We start from the raw sequence: 14,307 nt of genomic DNA, 5'->3' as shown, positions 1-14,307 counted from the left end.
CCGGGTCCGCGTCTCAAACGGTGAGACGCGGATGCGGTGCGGCCTTCACCGCGATGAATCGCTCAGGTCGATCTCCTGGCGTTCAGGCCGCCACGCGCGCCGCGGCGCCGTCGAAGCGGTAGATGTCCATCGCCAGCAGGCCGGCGTCGATCCCCGCATCGATGCGCTGCGCGCCCAGCCCGTCCGCGCCGGCCGCACCCATCGCCACATAGATCGGCAGCCAGTGCTCGTCGGTGGGATGCGCGCGCTCGGCGAACGGCGCCTGCCGGCGGTAGTCGAGCATCGCCGGCACGTCGTCGCGGCGCAACGCCTGCTCGGTCCATTCGATGAACGGACGCACGTAGGGCACTTCCTTGCCCTCGGCGTAGCGGCCGAAGTCGTGCAGGTTGTGGGTGATGCTGCCCGAGCCGATCACCAGCACGCCGTCCTCGCGCAGCGGCGCCAGTGCGCGGCCAAGCGCCAGGTGGTGCTCCGGCCCGAGTTCCGGCTGGATCGACAGCGGCACCACCGGGATGTCGGCCTGCGGGTACAGCAACGACAGCGGCACCCACACGCCGTGGTCCAGCCCGCGACGCTCGTCCAGCACCGGCGCCAGCCCGGCCTGCGCCAACAGCTCGGCAACCTGCTGGGCCACGGCCGGCGCACCCGGCGCCGGGTACTGCATCGCGTACAGCGCCTGCGGGAATCCGCCGAAGTCGTGGATGGTCTGCGGCTGCGCCGCGGCGCCGACCAGCGGCCGCCGGCCCAGCCAGTGCGCCGAGGCCAGCACGATGGCGCGCGGCCGCGGCAGCGTCGCCGCCAGTTCGGCCAGCCGCGTGCCGACCAGGCCGGGCTGCAGCGCGGTCATCGGCGAACCGTGCGAGATGTACAGGGAAGGCAAACGCGCCATGGCAGGTCTCCACAGTGGGGGGCGGCACGGTGGCGCGCGCGGCCAGCGCCGGGCGTTCGTGCAGGCGACCAGGGTATTTCCGCCATCTGCGGGAATAAATTACCCTGCCGCCGACGATCCATTTCAGGAACCGAAACAATGGACACGCTGGAGGCGATGCGGGTCTTTGTCGCCGTGGTCGACCGCAACGGCTTCAACGCCGCCGCCGACGCGCTGGGCATTTCCACCGCCAGCGTCACCCGCCAGTTGGCGTGGCTGGAACAGCGCCTGGGTTCGCGCCTGCTCAACCGCACCACCCGCCGGGTCAGCCCGAGCAGTGTCGGCGCGGCGTATTACCAGCGCTGCCAGTTGCTGCTGGCCGAGTTCGACGACATGGAGGCGGCGGTCGGCGAGCAGGCGCTGACGCCCTCCGGCACGCTGCGGATCAACGCACCGTTCAGTTTCAGCGTCGCCCGGCTGGGCCCGCGCCTGGCCGGCTACAGCGCGCGCTATCCGCAGGTCGCCCTCGATCTGTCGCTGTCCGACCGCCTGGTGGACATCGTCGAGGAAGGCTACGACCTGGCGATCCGCATCACCCGCCAGGTGGCGCCCACCTTGATCGCGCGCAAGCTCGGCGAAGTGCAGGCGTTCCTGTGCGCGTCGCCGGACTACCTGGCGCGTGCCGGCACCCCGCAGCTGGCCGCCGACCTCGCCGGCCACGCCTTCCTCAGTTACAGCTACGTGCAGGACGACCTGACCCTGCACGGCCCCGACGGCGCGACCCAGGTGCGGGTGGCCGGCACGCTGCGCGCCAACTGCGGCGACGTGCTGCGCGAGGCGGCCATCGCCGGCATGGGCGTCACCGTGCAACCGGACTTCATGGCCGAAGCGGCGCTGGAGGACGGCCGCCTGGTGCGGGTGCTGCCCGACCATGAGATCGGGCCGATCGGCGTCTACGCGGTGTACGCCAGCCGCAGCCACCTGGCGCCGAAGGTGCGCAGCTTCATCGACTACCTGGTCGAAGTGGGCATCGATCGCACGATGCGCTCCCCGGCCGAGAGCTGAACCGCAGCGCGCGGACCGGACACAACATCCCGCCGATGACGCTGATCGCGGCCGCCGCGCATGCGCACAATGCCCGCGCTTTTCCCCTCACCTTCAGGAGTCCGCGTATGAGCAAGATCGCGATCGTCTACTTCAGCGGCTACGGCCACACCGTCAAGCAGGCCGAGGCCGTGCACGCCGGCGCCGCCAGCGTCGGCGAAGCCACGCTGTACCGCATCGACCAGGACGGCAACCTGCCCGACGGCGCCTGGGAGGCCATCGGCCAGGCCGACGCCATCGTCTACGGCAGCCCGACCTACATGGGCGGCCCGGCCTGGCAGTTCAAGAAATTCGCCGACGCCAGCTCCAAGCCGTGGTTCGCGCAGGCCTGGAAGGACAAGATCGCCGCCGGCTTCACCAACTCGGCCTCGGTCAACGGCGACAAGTTCGCCACCATCGAATACTTCTGGACCCTGGCCCAGCAGCACGGCCAGATCTGGGTCGGCACCGGCCTGCTGCCGTCCAACACCAAGGCGCACGGCCCGAACGACGTGAACTGGACCGCCGGCTCCGGCGGCGCGCTGGCGATCTCGCCGTCCGACGCCTCGCCGGACGAGGCGCCGCGCAGCGGCGACCTGGAGACCGCGCGCCTGCTCGGCAAGCGCGTGGCCGAGTTCGCGGCCAAGCTCAAGGGCTGAGCCCGGCGGTGCCGCCCGCAAAGGGCGGCACCCTGCATCGCGATCGCGGCGGTCTCCGGGCGAGGCGATGCCCCTTCGGCGCCCGGCATTGCCGGTCGGGCGCGTCTTCGAGGCAACAATGCCCTCGCGCTGCGGCGCTGCCGCGTGTTCTCTGCATTCTGGTCTCGCCATGCACCGGCCCTCGGCCAGCGCCATCGCGCTACACCGTGCCACCCACTGGATGCGCCGCACGCAGATGATCGATGAACACGCGCAGCTTCGGCGGCAAGTGTTCGCGCGCCGGGTAGTAGATGTGCCAGCCGGCGAACGGCGCGTGCCAGTCGTCCAGCACCCGCTGCAGGCGCCCGGCAGCGACGTCGGCCGCCACCTGCCATTCGAACGCCTGGCCCAGGCCCAGCCCACGGCGCGCGGCGTCCAGGCCAACCGCGGTGTCGTTGACCACCAGCCGTCCGCTGACTTCGACCAGGAAATCGTGGCCGTCGCGGGTGAATTCCCAGGCCTGCAGGCGGCCGTCGGTGCGCCGCCAGCGGATGCAGTCGTGTTCGGCCAGTTCGGCCGGCGTGTGCGGCGTCCCATGCGCGGCAAAGTAGGCCGGCGCGGCCACCACCGTCTGCCGCTGCGGCGGTCCCAGCGGCACCGCGATCATGTCGCGCGCCAGGCTCTCGCCCAGGCGGATGCCGGCGTCGAAGCCGCCGGCGACGATGTCGGCCAGGGTCCGGTCCGAATACAACTCCACGCTGACCTCCGGATAGCGGGCCAGGAACGCCGGCAGCTGCGGGCACACCAGTTGCTCGGCGGCCACCAGCGGCAGGTTGATGCGCAGCGTGCCGGCCGGGCGGTCGCGCAGGAAATCCAGGTCGGCGAAGGCCGCGTCGATCTGCGCCAGGCCCGGCGCCACCCGCTGCAGGAAGCGCTCGCCGTGCTCGCTCAGCCCGACCCGGCGGGTGGTGCGGTTGAGCAGGCGTGCGCCCAGTTGCGTCTCCAGCGCGCGCAGCGTCTGCGACAGCGCCGAGGGCGAGACGCCCAGCTCGGCGGCGGCGCGGGTGAAGCTGCCATGGTGGGCGACGCGGACGAAGGCGACGACGGCGGACAGCGGCGAGGGACGGTGCATGGCGGGCGGGCAGCAAGGGAGGACGGACGCGGCAGGCGCCGGTCATTGTGTAGCACAGCTTCAAAGCCCATGCGGATTACCAGGATTTATCCAGGGCGACGCGGCGCCTACAGTGCCCCGCACCCTCACCTGGAGACCGCCGCGATGGCCCTCGATCACTACCGCCTGCTCGGCCGTTCCGGCCTGCGCGTCAGCCCGCTGTGCCTGGGCACCATGACCTTCGGCGCCGACTGGGGCTGGGGCGCGGACGAAGCCGAGGCACGCCGCCTGTTCGACCTGTACGTCGATGCCGGCGGCAACTTCCTCGATACCGCCAACATCTACACCAACGGCAGCGCCGAGACCCTGCTAGGCCGCTTCGCTGCCGGTCGCCGCGACCGGCTGGTGATCGCCAGCAAGTTCGCGCTCAATCCCTTCCCCGGCGACCCCAACGGCGGCGGCAACCACCGCAAGGCGCTGCTGCGCTCGGTCGACGCCAGCCTGGCGCGGCTGGGCACCGATTACCTGGACCTGCTGTATCTGCACGCCTGGGACGGCACCACCGGCATCGACGAGGTGATGCGCGGCTTCGACGACCTGGTGCGCGCCGGCAAGATCCTCTACGCCGGCATCTCCGACACCCCCGCCTGGCAGGTGGCGCGCATGCAGACCCTGGCCGACCTGCGCGGCTGGACGCCGTTCGTCGCCCTGCAGATCGAGTACTCGCTGGCGCAGCGCACGGTCGAGCGCGAACTGGTGCCGATGGCCGAGGCACTGGGCATGTCGGTGCTGGCCTGGTCGCCGCTGGCGATGGGCGTGCTCACCGGCAAGTACGGCGCCGCCGATCTGGCACGGGTGCGCGCGGCGGCCTCGGGCGGCGCGCAGGTCGATGGCGTGGGCCGCGCCGAGGTCGCGCATTCGCAACGCACCTTCAACGAACACGCGCTGGCGGTCGCCGAAACGGTGGTGGCGCTGGCCACCGAGCTGCAGCGCTCGCCGGCGCAGGTGGCGCTGGCCTGGCTGCTGGCGCGCAGGGCGATGCCGATCGTCGGCGCGCGCAGCGTGGCGCAACTGCAGGACAACCTGGGCGCACTCACCCTGCACCTGGATGCCGAGGCGCTGCAGCGGCTGGATGCCGCCAGCGCGATCGAACTGGGCTTCCCGCACGACTTCCTGGCCTCGCCCAACCCGCAGGCGCTGCTGAGCGGCGGCACCCGCATCCAGCCGCGCTGAGCGCGGCGTCCTGCCCCTTCGCACACGAGCACCATTCCATGGCATCCATCGCGAACGCGTTGCCAAGCAACATGACCCTGGCCGAGGTCGAAGCGGCCGGCATCGCGCAGATCGCCGCGCTGATGGGCCCGCAGCAGGGCGCGGCGATCCGCGCCCTGGCCGACGACGCGGACACCGCACTGAGCGGCCGCGGCGCCGCCATCGCCTTCGCCGAGATCTACCGCGCCGACAGCGCGCTGGACCTGAAGACCCGCGAACTGGTCACGGTGGCGGTGCTGGCCAGCCTCGGCCACGCCGCACCGCAGTTGCGCCTGCACCTGCGCGCCGCGCAGGCGGCAGGCGCCAGCCGTGCGGAGATCTTCGCCGTGCTCGACCAGTTGTACGCCTACGTTGGCTTCCCCACCGCGCTCAATGCCCTGGCCGTCGCCCGCGACGCGCTGGGCCCGTCCTCACCCTGAGCGAACCGCCCGGCGGCCACGCTTTCCCTCCCCTCCCCCTCAGGAGCATTTCCATGCAAACCCGCACCCTCGGCCGCAACGGCCCCCGCGTCTCCGCCCTCGGCCTCGGCTGCATGGGCATGAGCGCGTTCTACGGCGGCCGCAGCGACGACAATGCCGCCATCGCCGTCATCCATGCCGCGATCGAGCACGGCGTCAGCCTCATCGACACCGCCGACATGTACGGCCCGCACACCAACGAAGTGCTGGTGGGCAAGGCGCTGGCCGGGCGCCGCGACCAGGTCGTGCTGGCGACCAAGTTCGGCATCAAGCTCGACCCCAACGACCCGGCCGCACGCGGCATCGACGGCCGCCCGGAATACGTACAGTCGGCCTGCGAGGCCAGCCTGCGCCGGCTCGGTGTTGACCATATCGACCTGTACTACCAGCACCGGGTGGATCCGAACGTGCCGATCGAGGACACGGTCGGGGCGATGGCACGGCTGGTGGAACAGGGCAAGGTGCGCTTCCTCGGCCTGTCCGAAGCCGCCGCGGCCACCATCCGCCGCGCGCACGCGGTGCATCCGATCACCGCGCTGCAGAGCGAGTACTCGCTGTGGTCGCGCGATCCGGAACACGACGGCGTGCTGGAGACGGTGCGCGAGCTGGGCATCGGCTTCGTGCCGTACTCGCCGCTGGGCCGCGGCTTCCTGACCGGGGCAATCCGTTCGCCGGAGGACTTCGAGGCCGACGACTATCGGCGCCATTCGCCGCGCTTCCAGGGCGAGAACTTCGACCGCAACCTGCAGCTGGTGGAGCGGGTACGTGAGCTGGCGCAGGCCAAGGGCGTGACCCCGGGGCAACTGGCGCTGGCCTGGGTGCTGGCGCAGGGCGAGGACCTGGTGCCGATCCCGGGCACCAAGCGCCTGGCCTACCTGGAAGAGAACCTGGGCGCGCTGCAGGTGAAGCTGAGCACCGAGGAGCTGGCGCAGATCGAGGCGATCTTCCCCGCCGACGCCGCCGCCGGCCATCGCTACCCGGCCGCCTCGCGCGGCGCCCTGCAGGGCTGAACCGCGCCCCCGGCCGCGACGCGGGTCGATTGCCCGCGCCGCGCCGGCCCCGCATGATGCGGGGGTGATCTCCTTCATCGTCCCCGCGCACGACGAAGCCGCCCTGATCGGCGACACGCTGGCCTCGCTGCATGTCGCCGCCCAGGCGCTGCGGCTGGACTGCGAGACGCTGGTGGTCGCCGATGCCTGCCGCGACGGCACCGCCGAGATCGCGCGCCGGCACGGCGCGCAGGTGCTGGAGGTGGAACTGCGGCACATCGCCGCCGTGCGCAATGCCGGCGCCGCCGCCAGCCGCGGCCGCCATCTGCTGTTCGTCGATGCCGACACCCGGGTCAACACCCCGCTGCTGGCCGCGGCGCTACGCGCGCTCGGCACCGGTGCGGTCGGCGGCGGCGCGCAGGTGCGCCTGCTCGGCGACATCGCCTGGCACGAGCGCCTGGCGCAGACACTGTTCGGCTGGCTGTTCCGCTGCACCGGCATCGCCCCCGGCTGCTTCCTGTTCTGCACGCGCAGCGCCTTCGTCGCCGCCGGCGGCTTCGACGAGCGCTACTACGCCGGCGAGGACGTGGCGCTGAGCCGCGCACTGGCGCGGCAGGGCCGCTTCGTGATCCTGCGCGAGCCGGTGCACACCTCCGACCGCAAGCTGCGCAGCTTCAGCAAGCGCGAGCACCTGGGGCTGCTGTTGCGCCTGCTGCGCCGCGGCCGCAGCCTGCTGCGCTCGCGCGACGGCCTCGGCTTCTGGTACGGGCAGCGTCGCGGGCGCTAGGGCGCTCCGCGCATTTCCGCACAGATTGCGTCGGATCGGCAAAGCGGTTGCGCCCAACGCGGGCGACTTCCTACGCTCTGCAAATGCGCGAGAACGGTACCCTGAAAATCAGGAACGCGGCGATGGCGGACCGGCAGGCGATCGTGACGCTGATGGCGGCACTGGACTACGCCGGAACCGAAGACTTCATCGAGGCCCGCCTGGCGCAGCTCCTGGCGCATCCGGACGCGGCCTTGCTGGTGGCCGCCGCAGGGGACGACGTCCTGGGTGTGTTGTCGCTGCACTTTCTGCCGCAGTTGGCATTGGCCGGCGACATCTGCCGCATCAGCTATTTCTGCGTCGACGATCGCGCGCGCGGGGCCGGGGTGGGACAGCGTTTGCTGGCAGAGGGCGAGGCGCTGGCGCGGCAGCGCGGCTGCGACCGCCTGGAGGTGCACTGCCACAACCGGCGGGAACGGGCGCACGCCTTCTATCGGCGGGAAGGCTTTGTCGAAGCGCCCACGTATTTCGCCAGGTCGTTGCGCGATTGAGGATTGTCTGAGGCCGCCCGCCGCGGACAGCGGCGCGATCTTCGCAAGAGCGGTTGCCGGCGCCGAGCCGCTGGCAGTACGCTGCGCGCCCCTTGTGCGAGCTTTACGGATGAGCGTCCACACCAGCAGGCCCGTCGCGCTGCGCATCCTCGGCACGGGCGAGTATCTGCCCGCGCAGCGGGTGCCGGCGGAAGCCTTCGACCGGCGCTGGGGCAAGCCCGCCGGCTGGACCCTGCGGCATACCGGGGTCGCCACGCGGCACTACGCGGGCGCCGACGAGCCGGCCACCTTCATGGGCGAACGCGCCGCGCGCGCGGCGCTGCAGGCGGCGCAGTTGCAGGCGCACGAGGTCGATTGCGTGATCAGCGCCTGCAGCCTGATGGAACAGGCGATCCCATGCAGCGCGGCGCTGCTGCACGCGCGGCTGGGCCTGCAGGGCAGCGGCATTCCGGCCTTCGACATCAACGCCACCTGCCTGAGCTTCATCGCCGCACTCGACCTGGCCGCCTGCGCGATCGCCGCCGGCCGCTACCGCCGCGTGCTGATCGTCGCCAGCGAGATCGCCAGCGTCGGCCTCAACCCGGACGATGCGGACACCGCGCCGCTGTTCGGCGACGGCGCCGCCGCGGTGGTCGTCGGCGCCCACAGCGGCGACAGCGGTTCGCAATTGCTGACGGCGCGGCTGGAAACCTATTCCGAAGGCATCGACCACTGCCGCGTGCGCGCCGGCGGCACCCGCCTGCGCCTGGATCATGGCGTCGACGCGCTGCGCGCCGGCTCGCAGTTCGAAATGAACGGGCGCGCCACCTACCGGCTGGCCGCGGCGAAGCTGCCCGGTTTCCTGCAGCGGCTGCTGGCGCAGGCCGGGGTCGAGCTGGCGCAGTTGCGGCGGATCGTGCCGCACCAGGCCAGCGCCAAGGCGCTGCGCCATCTGCGCGTCGCGCTGGGGCTGGCGCCGGACGCGCTGATCGAGGTGATCGGCCAGCGCGGCAACCAGATGGCGGCCTCCATTCCGAGTGCGCTGCACCAGGCGATCCACAGCGGCCGCATCGTCCGCGGCGACCTGATCGGCCTGGTCGGCTCCGGCGCCGGACTGGCGTTCGGCGGCGCGGTGTTGCGTTACTGACATGGCCCGCGTCCTGGTTACCGGCGCGTCCGGCTTCATCGGCGCCTACATCGTGCGCGCCCTCGCCGATGCCGGCGTAGCGGTGCGCGCCAGCGGCCGCGACGCCGCCAAGCTGGCGGCCTTCGCCGGCGATCCGCGGATCGAGGTCGTGCCCGCCGAGCTGTGTCGCGACGACCTGGCGCCGTTGCTGCACGGCTGCGATGCGGTGATCCACTGCGCCGCGTTGTCGGCACCTTGGGCCAGCGCCGAGACCTTCCGCCTGGCCAACGTGGTCGCCACCGAACGCCTGCTCGCCGCTGCGCTCGCCGCGCGCTTGCGTCGCTTCGTGCACTTCAGTTCGCCCAGCATCTACTTCCGCTTCGCCGATCAATACCAGATCACCGAAGACTTCACCCCGCCGGCGCGCTGGATCGGCGGCTACCCGCAGACCAAGTGGGAAGCCGAGGAAAAGGTGCGCGCCGCCGCCGCGGCCGGACTGCCGGCGGTGGTGCTGCGCCCGCGCGCGGTGTTCGGCCATGGCGACAACGCGATCGTGCCGCGCTTGCTGGCGGTGGCGCAGCGCGGCTGGTTCCCGCTGGTCAACGGCGGCCGCGCGATGATCGACGTGTGCTGCGTGGAGAACGCGGTGGCCGCGGCGCTGGCGGCGCTGCGCGCCGAGCACATCGGCGATGGCCGCGCCTACAACATCAGCAACGGTGTGCCGATCGCGGTGCGCGACCTGCTGACCGAGCTGTTCGCGGTGCTGCGCCTGCGCGTGCGGCTGCTGCCGGTGCCGCGCGGACCGGCGTTGGCGCTGGCCACGCTCGGCGAGCAGATGGCGCTGCGCCGTCGCGGGCAGCCGGAGCCGCGGCTCAGCCGCTACGGTATCGGCGTGCTCGGCTATTCGCAGACGCTGGACATCGGCCGCGCCCGCCGCGAACTCGGCTATGCGCCGGTGCTGTCGACCCAGGCCGGGCTGGCCGCGCTGGGGCGGCCATGAGTGCGCCCCGGCTGCAGTGGCGGCTGTACGAAGCCGGCCATTGCACGCATCCGGAGCGCGCCACGCGCCGCGGCGCGCCGCTGGCGCCGTGCCCGTTCCCGGCGCTGGCGGCCCTGCTGCAGCATCCGCAGCAGGGCGACCTGTTGTTCGACACCGGCTACGCCCGTCATTTCTTCGATGCCACCGCGCGCTTTCCCGAACGCCTGTACCGCTGGCTGACTCCCGTGCAATTGGCACCCGGGCAATCGCTGCGCGAACAACTCGCCCGCGACGGCGTGGATGCGGACCGCATCGGCTGGATCGTGCTGTCGCATTTCCATGGCGACCACGTCGGCGGCGTCGCCGATTTCCCGCAGGCGCGCCTGGCCTGCGCACAGCAGGCCTGGGACGATCTGCAGCGCCGCGGCCGGCTGGCCGCGCTGCGCGAAGGCTTCCTGCCCGCGCTGCTGCGCGGCGCGCGTCCGCGCATGCACTGGATCGAGGCACTGCCCGCGGCGCTGTCGCCCGCCGCACTGCGCGACTTCGGCACGCCGCGCGACCTGTTCGGCGATGCCAGCGTGCTGCTGGTGCCGCTGCCCGGGCATGCGCCCGGCCACTACGGCCTGTGGTTCGAGGACGCGCACGGCCCGGTGTTCCTGATCGCCGATGCGGCCTGGTCCAGCGCCGCGCTCGCCGACGGAACGCCGCCGCCGGCCCTGGTCACCCGCCTGCTCGGCGAGCATCGCGCGTATCGCGACACCCTGGCGCGGCTGCATGCGCTGCGCCAGGCCGAGCCGGGCTTGCGCCTGGTGCCCTCGCATTGTCGGCAATGGCGGCCGGCACCGGCGGAGCACACGCATGGCTGAGGCCCGCGGGGTGCTGATCACCGGCGCACGCGCGCCGGTCGCGCTGGACCTGGCGCGCCGCTTCGCCGCGCTGGGTTGGCGGGTGCACCTGGCCGACAGCGTCGCCAGCCGCATCTCCGGCTGGTCGCGCGCGGTGACCGCGCATCACCGCGTCGCCCCGGCACGCGATGCGCCGCGCGCCTGGCTGGCCGATCTCAATGGCGTGCTCGCCCGCCAGCGCATCGACGTGCTGGTGCCGACCTGCGAGGAAGTGTTCTACCTGGCCCGCTACCGCGGCGCGCTGCCGGCGCAGTTGCACCTGCCACTACAGGACTTCGACACGCTGCGCACGCTGCACAGCAAGTACCACTTCATGGAACTGGCGCGCAGCCTGGACAGCGCCATCGACGTACCCGCCAGCGTGCGCGTGCGCAGCCTGGGGCAGGCGCGCGAATGGGCCGGTTCCGAACCGCTGGTGCTCAAACCGGAATTCTCGCGCTTCGGCGTGCATGTGCGGCTGTACCCGCAAGGAGTTCCCGCCGATGCCGCACAGCTGCCCGCGCAGGGCGACTGGGTCGCACAGCGCTACTGTGAGGGCGAGGAACGCTGCTCGTATGCGCTGGCGCGCGACGGCGTGCTGCTGGCGCATGCGGTGTACCGCCCGCGCTACCGCCTGCGGCGCAGCTCCAGCTATTACTTCGACGCGGCCCCGGATCCGCAGATCGAGTGTTTCACCACGCAGTTGGTGCGGGCGCTGCACTTCACCGGGCAGATCTCCTTCGACTGGATGGTGTCTTCGGAAGGGCGCTGCAGCGTGATCGAATGCAATCCGCGTGCGACCAGCGGCCTGCACCTGTTCGCCGCGACCGATCCGCTGGTGGCCTTGCTGTGCGGCGACGCGGGCGCAGCGCCGGCGCCGTTGCGCCCGGCCGACGAGCGCGCGGCGATGCTGGGCATGCTGATGCTGGGCGTGGCACTGCCGGCGGCGCTGGGCCAGGGCCGGCTGCGGCAGTGGCGCCGCGACTACGCACGCGCCGAGGACGTACTGGCGCCGCGCGGCGACCGCTGGCCGCTGGTCGGCACGCTGTGCGACCTGGGCAGCCACGCGCGCCTGGCGCTGGCACAACGCTGCAGCGTGCGCGAAGCCGCCACCCGCGATACCGAGTGGGACGGCGAGGCACTGCCGCCGCCATGAGCCATGGCGACGCCGCCGCAGCCGCCGACTACGCCGCGCAGCTGCAACGCTTCGCCACGCTGCACGCCGGCGGCGACGCGCAGCAGTTGGCCGACAACGCACATGCGCGCATCGAGGTATTGCAGGCGGGCGACCTGGCGCTGCCGGTGACGGTCGGCGAACGCCACCCCGGCAACGCCTGGGTCTGCTCGCCGCGCACCACCTATGCCGACTACGCCGCCGAGGAAGCCGCGCGGCTGTTGCCGGGCGCGCTGGCCGCGCCGGTACGCGGCCTGTGCGGCGGCATCGGCGCGTGGCTGGACTGGGCACGGATCGACCGCGCGGTCACCCTCAACAACTGGCTGCTGTCCACCAACCTCTACCCGCCGCTGCCGCCAAGCGGCTTGCGCGCATTGCTGGATGCCGCACGCACGCGCTGGCCCGACCACGCGCTGTGGTTCCGCTCGCTCAACGCGGTGGATACGCCGCAGTGGCTGCACGCGCTGCAGGCCGAAGGCTTCACCCTGATCGGCAGCCGCCAGGTCTACCTGTACGAAGACTGGCCGCAACTGCTGCGCCATCGCGACCTGGCCCGCGACCTCAAACTGGTCGACCGCCGCGACCTGCAGCGCTGCGGCAACGACGCCATCGGCGAGGCCGACTATGCGCGCATCGCCGCGCTGTATGCGCAGCTGTATCTGGAGAAATATTCACACTGCAATCCTGCCTACCACGCCGGCTTCCTGCGCGCCTGGCACCGCGCCGGGCTGCTGCGCTTCGACGGCTTCCGCGATGGCGACGGGCAACTGGTCTGCATCACCGGCCTGTTCGGCGTCGGCGGCACCGTCACCGCACCGATCGTCGGCTACGACCTGCAGCTGCCGCAGCGGCTGGCGCTGTACCGCACCCTCACCGCCTGCGGCATCGACCATGCGCGACGGTATGGCCAGCGCCTCAACCAGAGCGCCGGCGCGGCCAGTTTCAAGCGCCAGCGCGGCGGCATGCCGGTCATCGAGTACAGCGCGGTCGATGCGCGCCACCTGCCGCTGCGGCGACGCCAGCCGATCGCCGCGCTCGGCGCCCTGACCCGGCGCATCGGTGTCCCGCTGATGCGCAAGTACCGGCTGTGAGGCCAGGCCGCGCCAAGCCCGAAGGCGGGCCGTAATCGTTTTCAGCGTCGATCGCGCATGCCGCGTCGGCTGCCCGACGCTGGCACTGGCATATACTTTGCTGCATCTGCAACACCTCATCGCCGCTGCGGCCCGGAACATCTGTGGAATGGATTGCGCATCTGGCCCATGCCGGCACCTTGCTGATCGTCAACGCATTGCTCGCGGCGGTGTCCTCGGCGATGTTCCTGGCGCTGTACGTCACCGGCCGCAAGGAACGGCACGCGCGCAGTCTGTTGCTGCTGACGCTGAGCTACGCCGTGTTCACCCTGGGCTTCGGCACCCTGCTGGCGCCGGCCTGGCACTACATGGACATCTGGGTCGTGCCCGCCGGCAACGTCACCCTCGACGTGGCCACCGCACTGACACTGGTGGCGGTAAACGCCTACCTGCGACGCCCGCTGCTGCAGTGGACATTGCTGGTCCCGATCGCGCTGCTCTGCGCGCTGGAACTCTACAGCCTGCACTACACAGGCCTCGATCACCGCATCATGGTGATCTTCGGCGGCCTGGTGCGGGGCATGCTGACCCTGGCCACCGCGGTGGCGCTGTGGCGCCACGCCGACAGCACCGTGCGCACGCCGGCGCGCTTCACGGCCGTCTTCCATTTCCTGTGGGCCGGCATGGTCGGGCTGCGGGTGGTCTGGTGGGCCGTCCATCCCGACGTCGATACCAGCTACGACCCGACCACCAACTTCGGCCTGCTCTCGCGCATCGTGCTGACCGCCAGCATCACCCCCGGCTTCCTGTGGATGCTGACCCGCGAAATGAACGCGGAACTGCGGCGGCACGCCTCGCAGGATCCGCTCACCGGGGTCACCAATCGCCGGGTGATGTGGGAGCGCGGCGAGGCGGCGACCCTCGATGCCGCACGCAAGCGGGCGTCGATCGCGGTGCTGATGATCGACGTGGACCATTTCAAGGCGATCAACGACCGCTTCGGCCATGCGGTCGGCGACCAGGTGCTGGTCGCCATCGCGCAGACCCTGACGCAGCACATCCGCATGCCGGACCTGCTGGCGCGCATCGGCGGCGAGGAGTTCATGGTGCTGATTCCGCAGGGCGACGAGGCGTCGGTGCGCGATCTCGCCGAACGCCTGCGGCGGCGCATCGAGCAGCAACAGATCGATGCCGCGCCGGAGGCGCCGCTGGTGTGCACGGTGAGCATCGGCTACTGCCTGTCGCCCGGGGCGCAGGCGTCCTGGCAGACCCTGGTGCTGGCCGCCGACCAGGCGCTGTACGCGGCCAAGCGCGCCGGCCGCAACCGGGTCGCCGGCACCACCATCACATGAACGCGCG

15 protein-coding genes are annotated in these 14,307 nt (G+C 71.8%); 13 read left to right on the top strand and 2 right to left on the bottom strand.

The window, feature by feature from the left end:
• Positions 1–82: 82 nt before the first annotated feature.
• Positions 83–889, bottom strand: a complete 807-nt coding sequence (locus CEK68_RS02990; protein ID WP_148828025.1) for a class III extradiol ring-cleavage dioxygenase — start codon at positions 887–889, stop codon at positions 83–85.
• Between the two features lie 138 nt (positions 890–1,027).
• On the opposite strand from CEK68_RS02990, the gene CEK68_RS02985 reads away from it, so the two are divergent.
• Both CEK68_RS02985 and CEK68_RS02980 read left to right on the top strand, forming a co-directional pair.
• Positions 1,028–1,933 carry a LysR family transcriptional regulator gene (locus tag CEK68_RS02985; protein WP_152238496.1) on the top strand — a complete coding sequence of 302 codons (906 nt, stop codon included), beginning with the start codon at positions 1,028–1,030 and terminating at the stop codon, positions 1,931–1,933.
• A 107-nt stretch (positions 1,934–2,040) separates the two neighbouring features.
• Positions 2,041–2,610, top strand: coding sequence for a flavodoxin family protein (locus CEK68_RS02980; protein WP_010343649.1), 570 nt, complete (start codon positions 2,041–2,043; stop codon positions 2,608–2,610).
• A 199-nt stretch (positions 2,611–2,809) separates the two neighbouring features.
• Here CEK68_RS02980 and CEK68_RS02975 read toward each other — a convergent pair whose 3' ends face one another.
• Complete coding sequence (locus CEK68_RS02975) at positions 2,810–3,721, bottom strand: LysR family transcriptional regulator (protein ID WP_152238495.1); 912 nt, start codon at positions 3,719–3,721, stop codon at positions 2,810–2,812.
• A gap of 144 nt (positions 3,722–3,865) precedes the next feature.
• Here CEK68_RS02975 and CEK68_RS02970 point away from each other — a divergent pair, with 144 nt between their 5' ends.
• From CEK68_RS02970 to CEK68_RS02920, 11 genes are all read left to right on the top strand, one after another.
• Positions 3,866–4,933 (top strand): aldo/keto reductase, encoded by a 1,068-nt coding sequence (locus CEK68_RS02970; protein WP_152238494.1) that lies wholly within the window; start codon positions 3,866–3,868, stop codon positions 4,931–4,933.
• A 38-nt stretch (positions 4,934–4,971) separates the two neighbouring features.
• Positions 4,972–5,391, top strand: coding sequence for a carboxymuconolactone decarboxylase family protein (locus tag CEK68_RS02965; RefSeq protein ID WP_152238493.1), 420 nt, complete (start codon positions 4,972–4,974; stop codon positions 5,389–5,391).
• A gap of 53 nt (positions 5,392–5,444) precedes the next feature.
• Entirely contained in the window at positions 5,445–6,440 is a 996-nt protein-coding gene (locus CEK68_RS02960) for an aldo/keto reductase (RefSeq protein WP_152238492.1), read from the top strand.
• A 64-nt stretch (positions 6,441–6,504) separates the two neighbouring features.
• Positions 6,505–7,206, top strand: coding sequence for a glycosyltransferase (locus CEK68_RS02955; protein WP_043093436.1), 702 nt, complete (start codon positions 6,505–6,507; stop codon positions 7,204–7,206).
• An 83-nt stretch (positions 7,207–7,289) separates the two neighbouring features.
• The gene (locus CEK68_RS02950; protein WP_226977742.1) at positions 7,290–7,736 is read left to right on the top strand and encodes a GNAT family N-acetyltransferase; all 447 of its coding nucleotides are present in this window, start codon (positions 7,290–7,292) and stop codon (positions 7,734–7,736) included.
• Positions 7,737–7,845: 109 nt separating this feature from the next.
• Entirely contained in the window at positions 7,846–8,862 is a 1,017-nt protein-coding gene (locus CEK68_RS02945; RefSeq protein ID WP_152238491.1) for a 3-oxoacyl-[acyl-carrier-protein] synthase III C-terminal domain-containing protein, read from the top strand.
• A gap of 1 nt (position 8,863) precedes the next feature.
• Positions 8,864–9,841: an NAD-dependent epimerase/dehydratase family protein gene (locus tag CEK68_RS02940; RefSeq protein ID WP_152238490.1), complete on the top strand. Its 978-nt coding sequence runs from the start codon at positions 8,864–8,866 to the stop codon at positions 9,839–9,841.
• Positions 9,838–10,686, top strand: a complete 849-nt coding sequence (locus CEK68_RS02935; protein ID WP_152238489.1) for an MBL fold metallo-hydrolase — start codon at positions 9,838–9,840, stop codon at positions 10,684–10,686. The genes CEK68_RS02940 and CEK68_RS02935 overlap by 4 nt, the downstream gene beginning before the upstream one ends.
• The gene (locus CEK68_RS02930) at positions 10,679–11,860 is read left to right on the top strand and encodes an ATP-grasp domain-containing protein (protein ID WP_152238488.1); all 1,182 of its coding nucleotides are present in this window, start codon (positions 10,679–10,681) and stop codon (positions 11,858–11,860) included. The genes CEK68_RS02935 and CEK68_RS02930 overlap by 8 nt, the downstream gene beginning before the upstream one ends.
• A complete protein-coding gene (locus CEK68_RS02925; protein WP_152238487.1) occupies positions 11,857–12,969 on the top strand; it encodes a hypothetical protein in 1,113 nt (370 codons plus the stop codon). Before CEK68_RS02930 ends, CEK68_RS02925 begins: the two co-directional genes overlap by 4 nt.
• 143 nt (positions 12,970–13,112) lie before the next feature.
• Positions 13,113–14,300 (top strand): GGDEF domain-containing protein, encoded by a 1,188-nt coding sequence (locus tag CEK68_RS02920; RefSeq protein WP_152238486.1) that lies wholly within the window; start codon positions 13,113–13,115, stop codon positions 14,298–14,300.
• Positions 14,301–14,307 lie beyond the last annotated feature (7 nt).

The organism is Xanthomonas sp. LMG 12461 (genome assembly GCF_009192935.1).
Taxonomy (GTDB): Bacteria; Pseudomonadota; Gammaproteobacteria; order Xanthomonadales; family Xanthomonadaceae; genus Xanthomonas_A; species Xanthomonas_A sontii.
Note: the sequence above shows the minus strand (reverse complement) of the source record. Positions and strands in the feature narration are given on the sequence as shown.

Excerpts from the sequence above, each read along its gene's own strand:
- CEK68_RS02990 (WP_148828025.1), bottom strand. The coding sequence starts at position 889 with ATGGCGCGTTTGCCTTCCCTGTACATCTCGCACGGTTCGCCGATGACC.
- CEK68_RS02985 (WP_152238496.1), top strand. The coding sequence starts at position 1,028 with ATGGACACGCTGGAGGCGATGCGGGTCTTTGTCGCCGTGGTCGACCGC.
- CEK68_RS02980 (WP_010343649.1), top strand. The coding sequence starts at position 2,041 with ATGAGCAAGATCGCGATCGTCTACTTCAGCGGCTACGGCCACACCGTC.
- CEK68_RS02975 (WP_152238495.1), bottom strand. The coding sequence starts at position 3,721 with ATGCACCGTCCCTCGCCGCTGTCCGCCGTCGTCGCCTTCGTCCGCGTC.
- CEK68_RS02970 (WP_152238494.1), top strand. The coding sequence starts at position 3,866 with ATGGCCCTCGATCACTACCGCCTGCTCGGCCGTTCCGGCCTGCGCGTC.
- CEK68_RS02965 (WP_152238493.1), top strand. The coding sequence starts at position 4,972 with ATGGCATCCATCGCGAACGCGTTGCCAAGCAACATGACCCTGGCCGAG.
- CEK68_RS02960 (WP_152238492.1), top strand. The coding sequence starts at position 5,445 with ATGCAAACCCGCACCCTCGGCCGCAACGGCCCCCGCGTCTCCGCCCTC.
- CEK68_RS02950 (WP_226977742.1), top strand. The coding sequence starts at position 7,290 with ATGCGCGAGAACGGTACCCTGAAAATCAGGAACGCGGCGATGGCGGAC.
- CEK68_RS02945 (WP_152238491.1), top strand. The coding sequence starts at position 7,846 with ATGAGCGTCCACACCAGCAGGCCCGTCGCGCTGCGCATCCTCGGCACG.
- CEK68_RS02940 (WP_152238490.1), top strand. The coding sequence starts at position 8,864 with ATGGCCCGCGTCCTGGTTACCGGCGCGTCCGGCTTCATCGGCGCCTAC.
- CEK68_RS02935 (WP_152238489.1), top strand. The coding sequence starts at position 9,838 with ATGAGTGCGCCCCGGCTGCAGTGGCGGCTGTACGAAGCCGGCCATTGC.
- CEK68_RS02930 (WP_152238488.1), top strand. The coding sequence starts at position 10,679 with ATGGCTGAGGCCCGCGGGGTGCTGATCACCGGCGCACGCGCGCCGGTC.
- CEK68_RS02925 (WP_152238487.1), top strand. The coding sequence starts at position 11,857 with ATGAGCCATGGCGACGCCGCCGCAGCCGCCGACTACGCCGCGCAGCTG.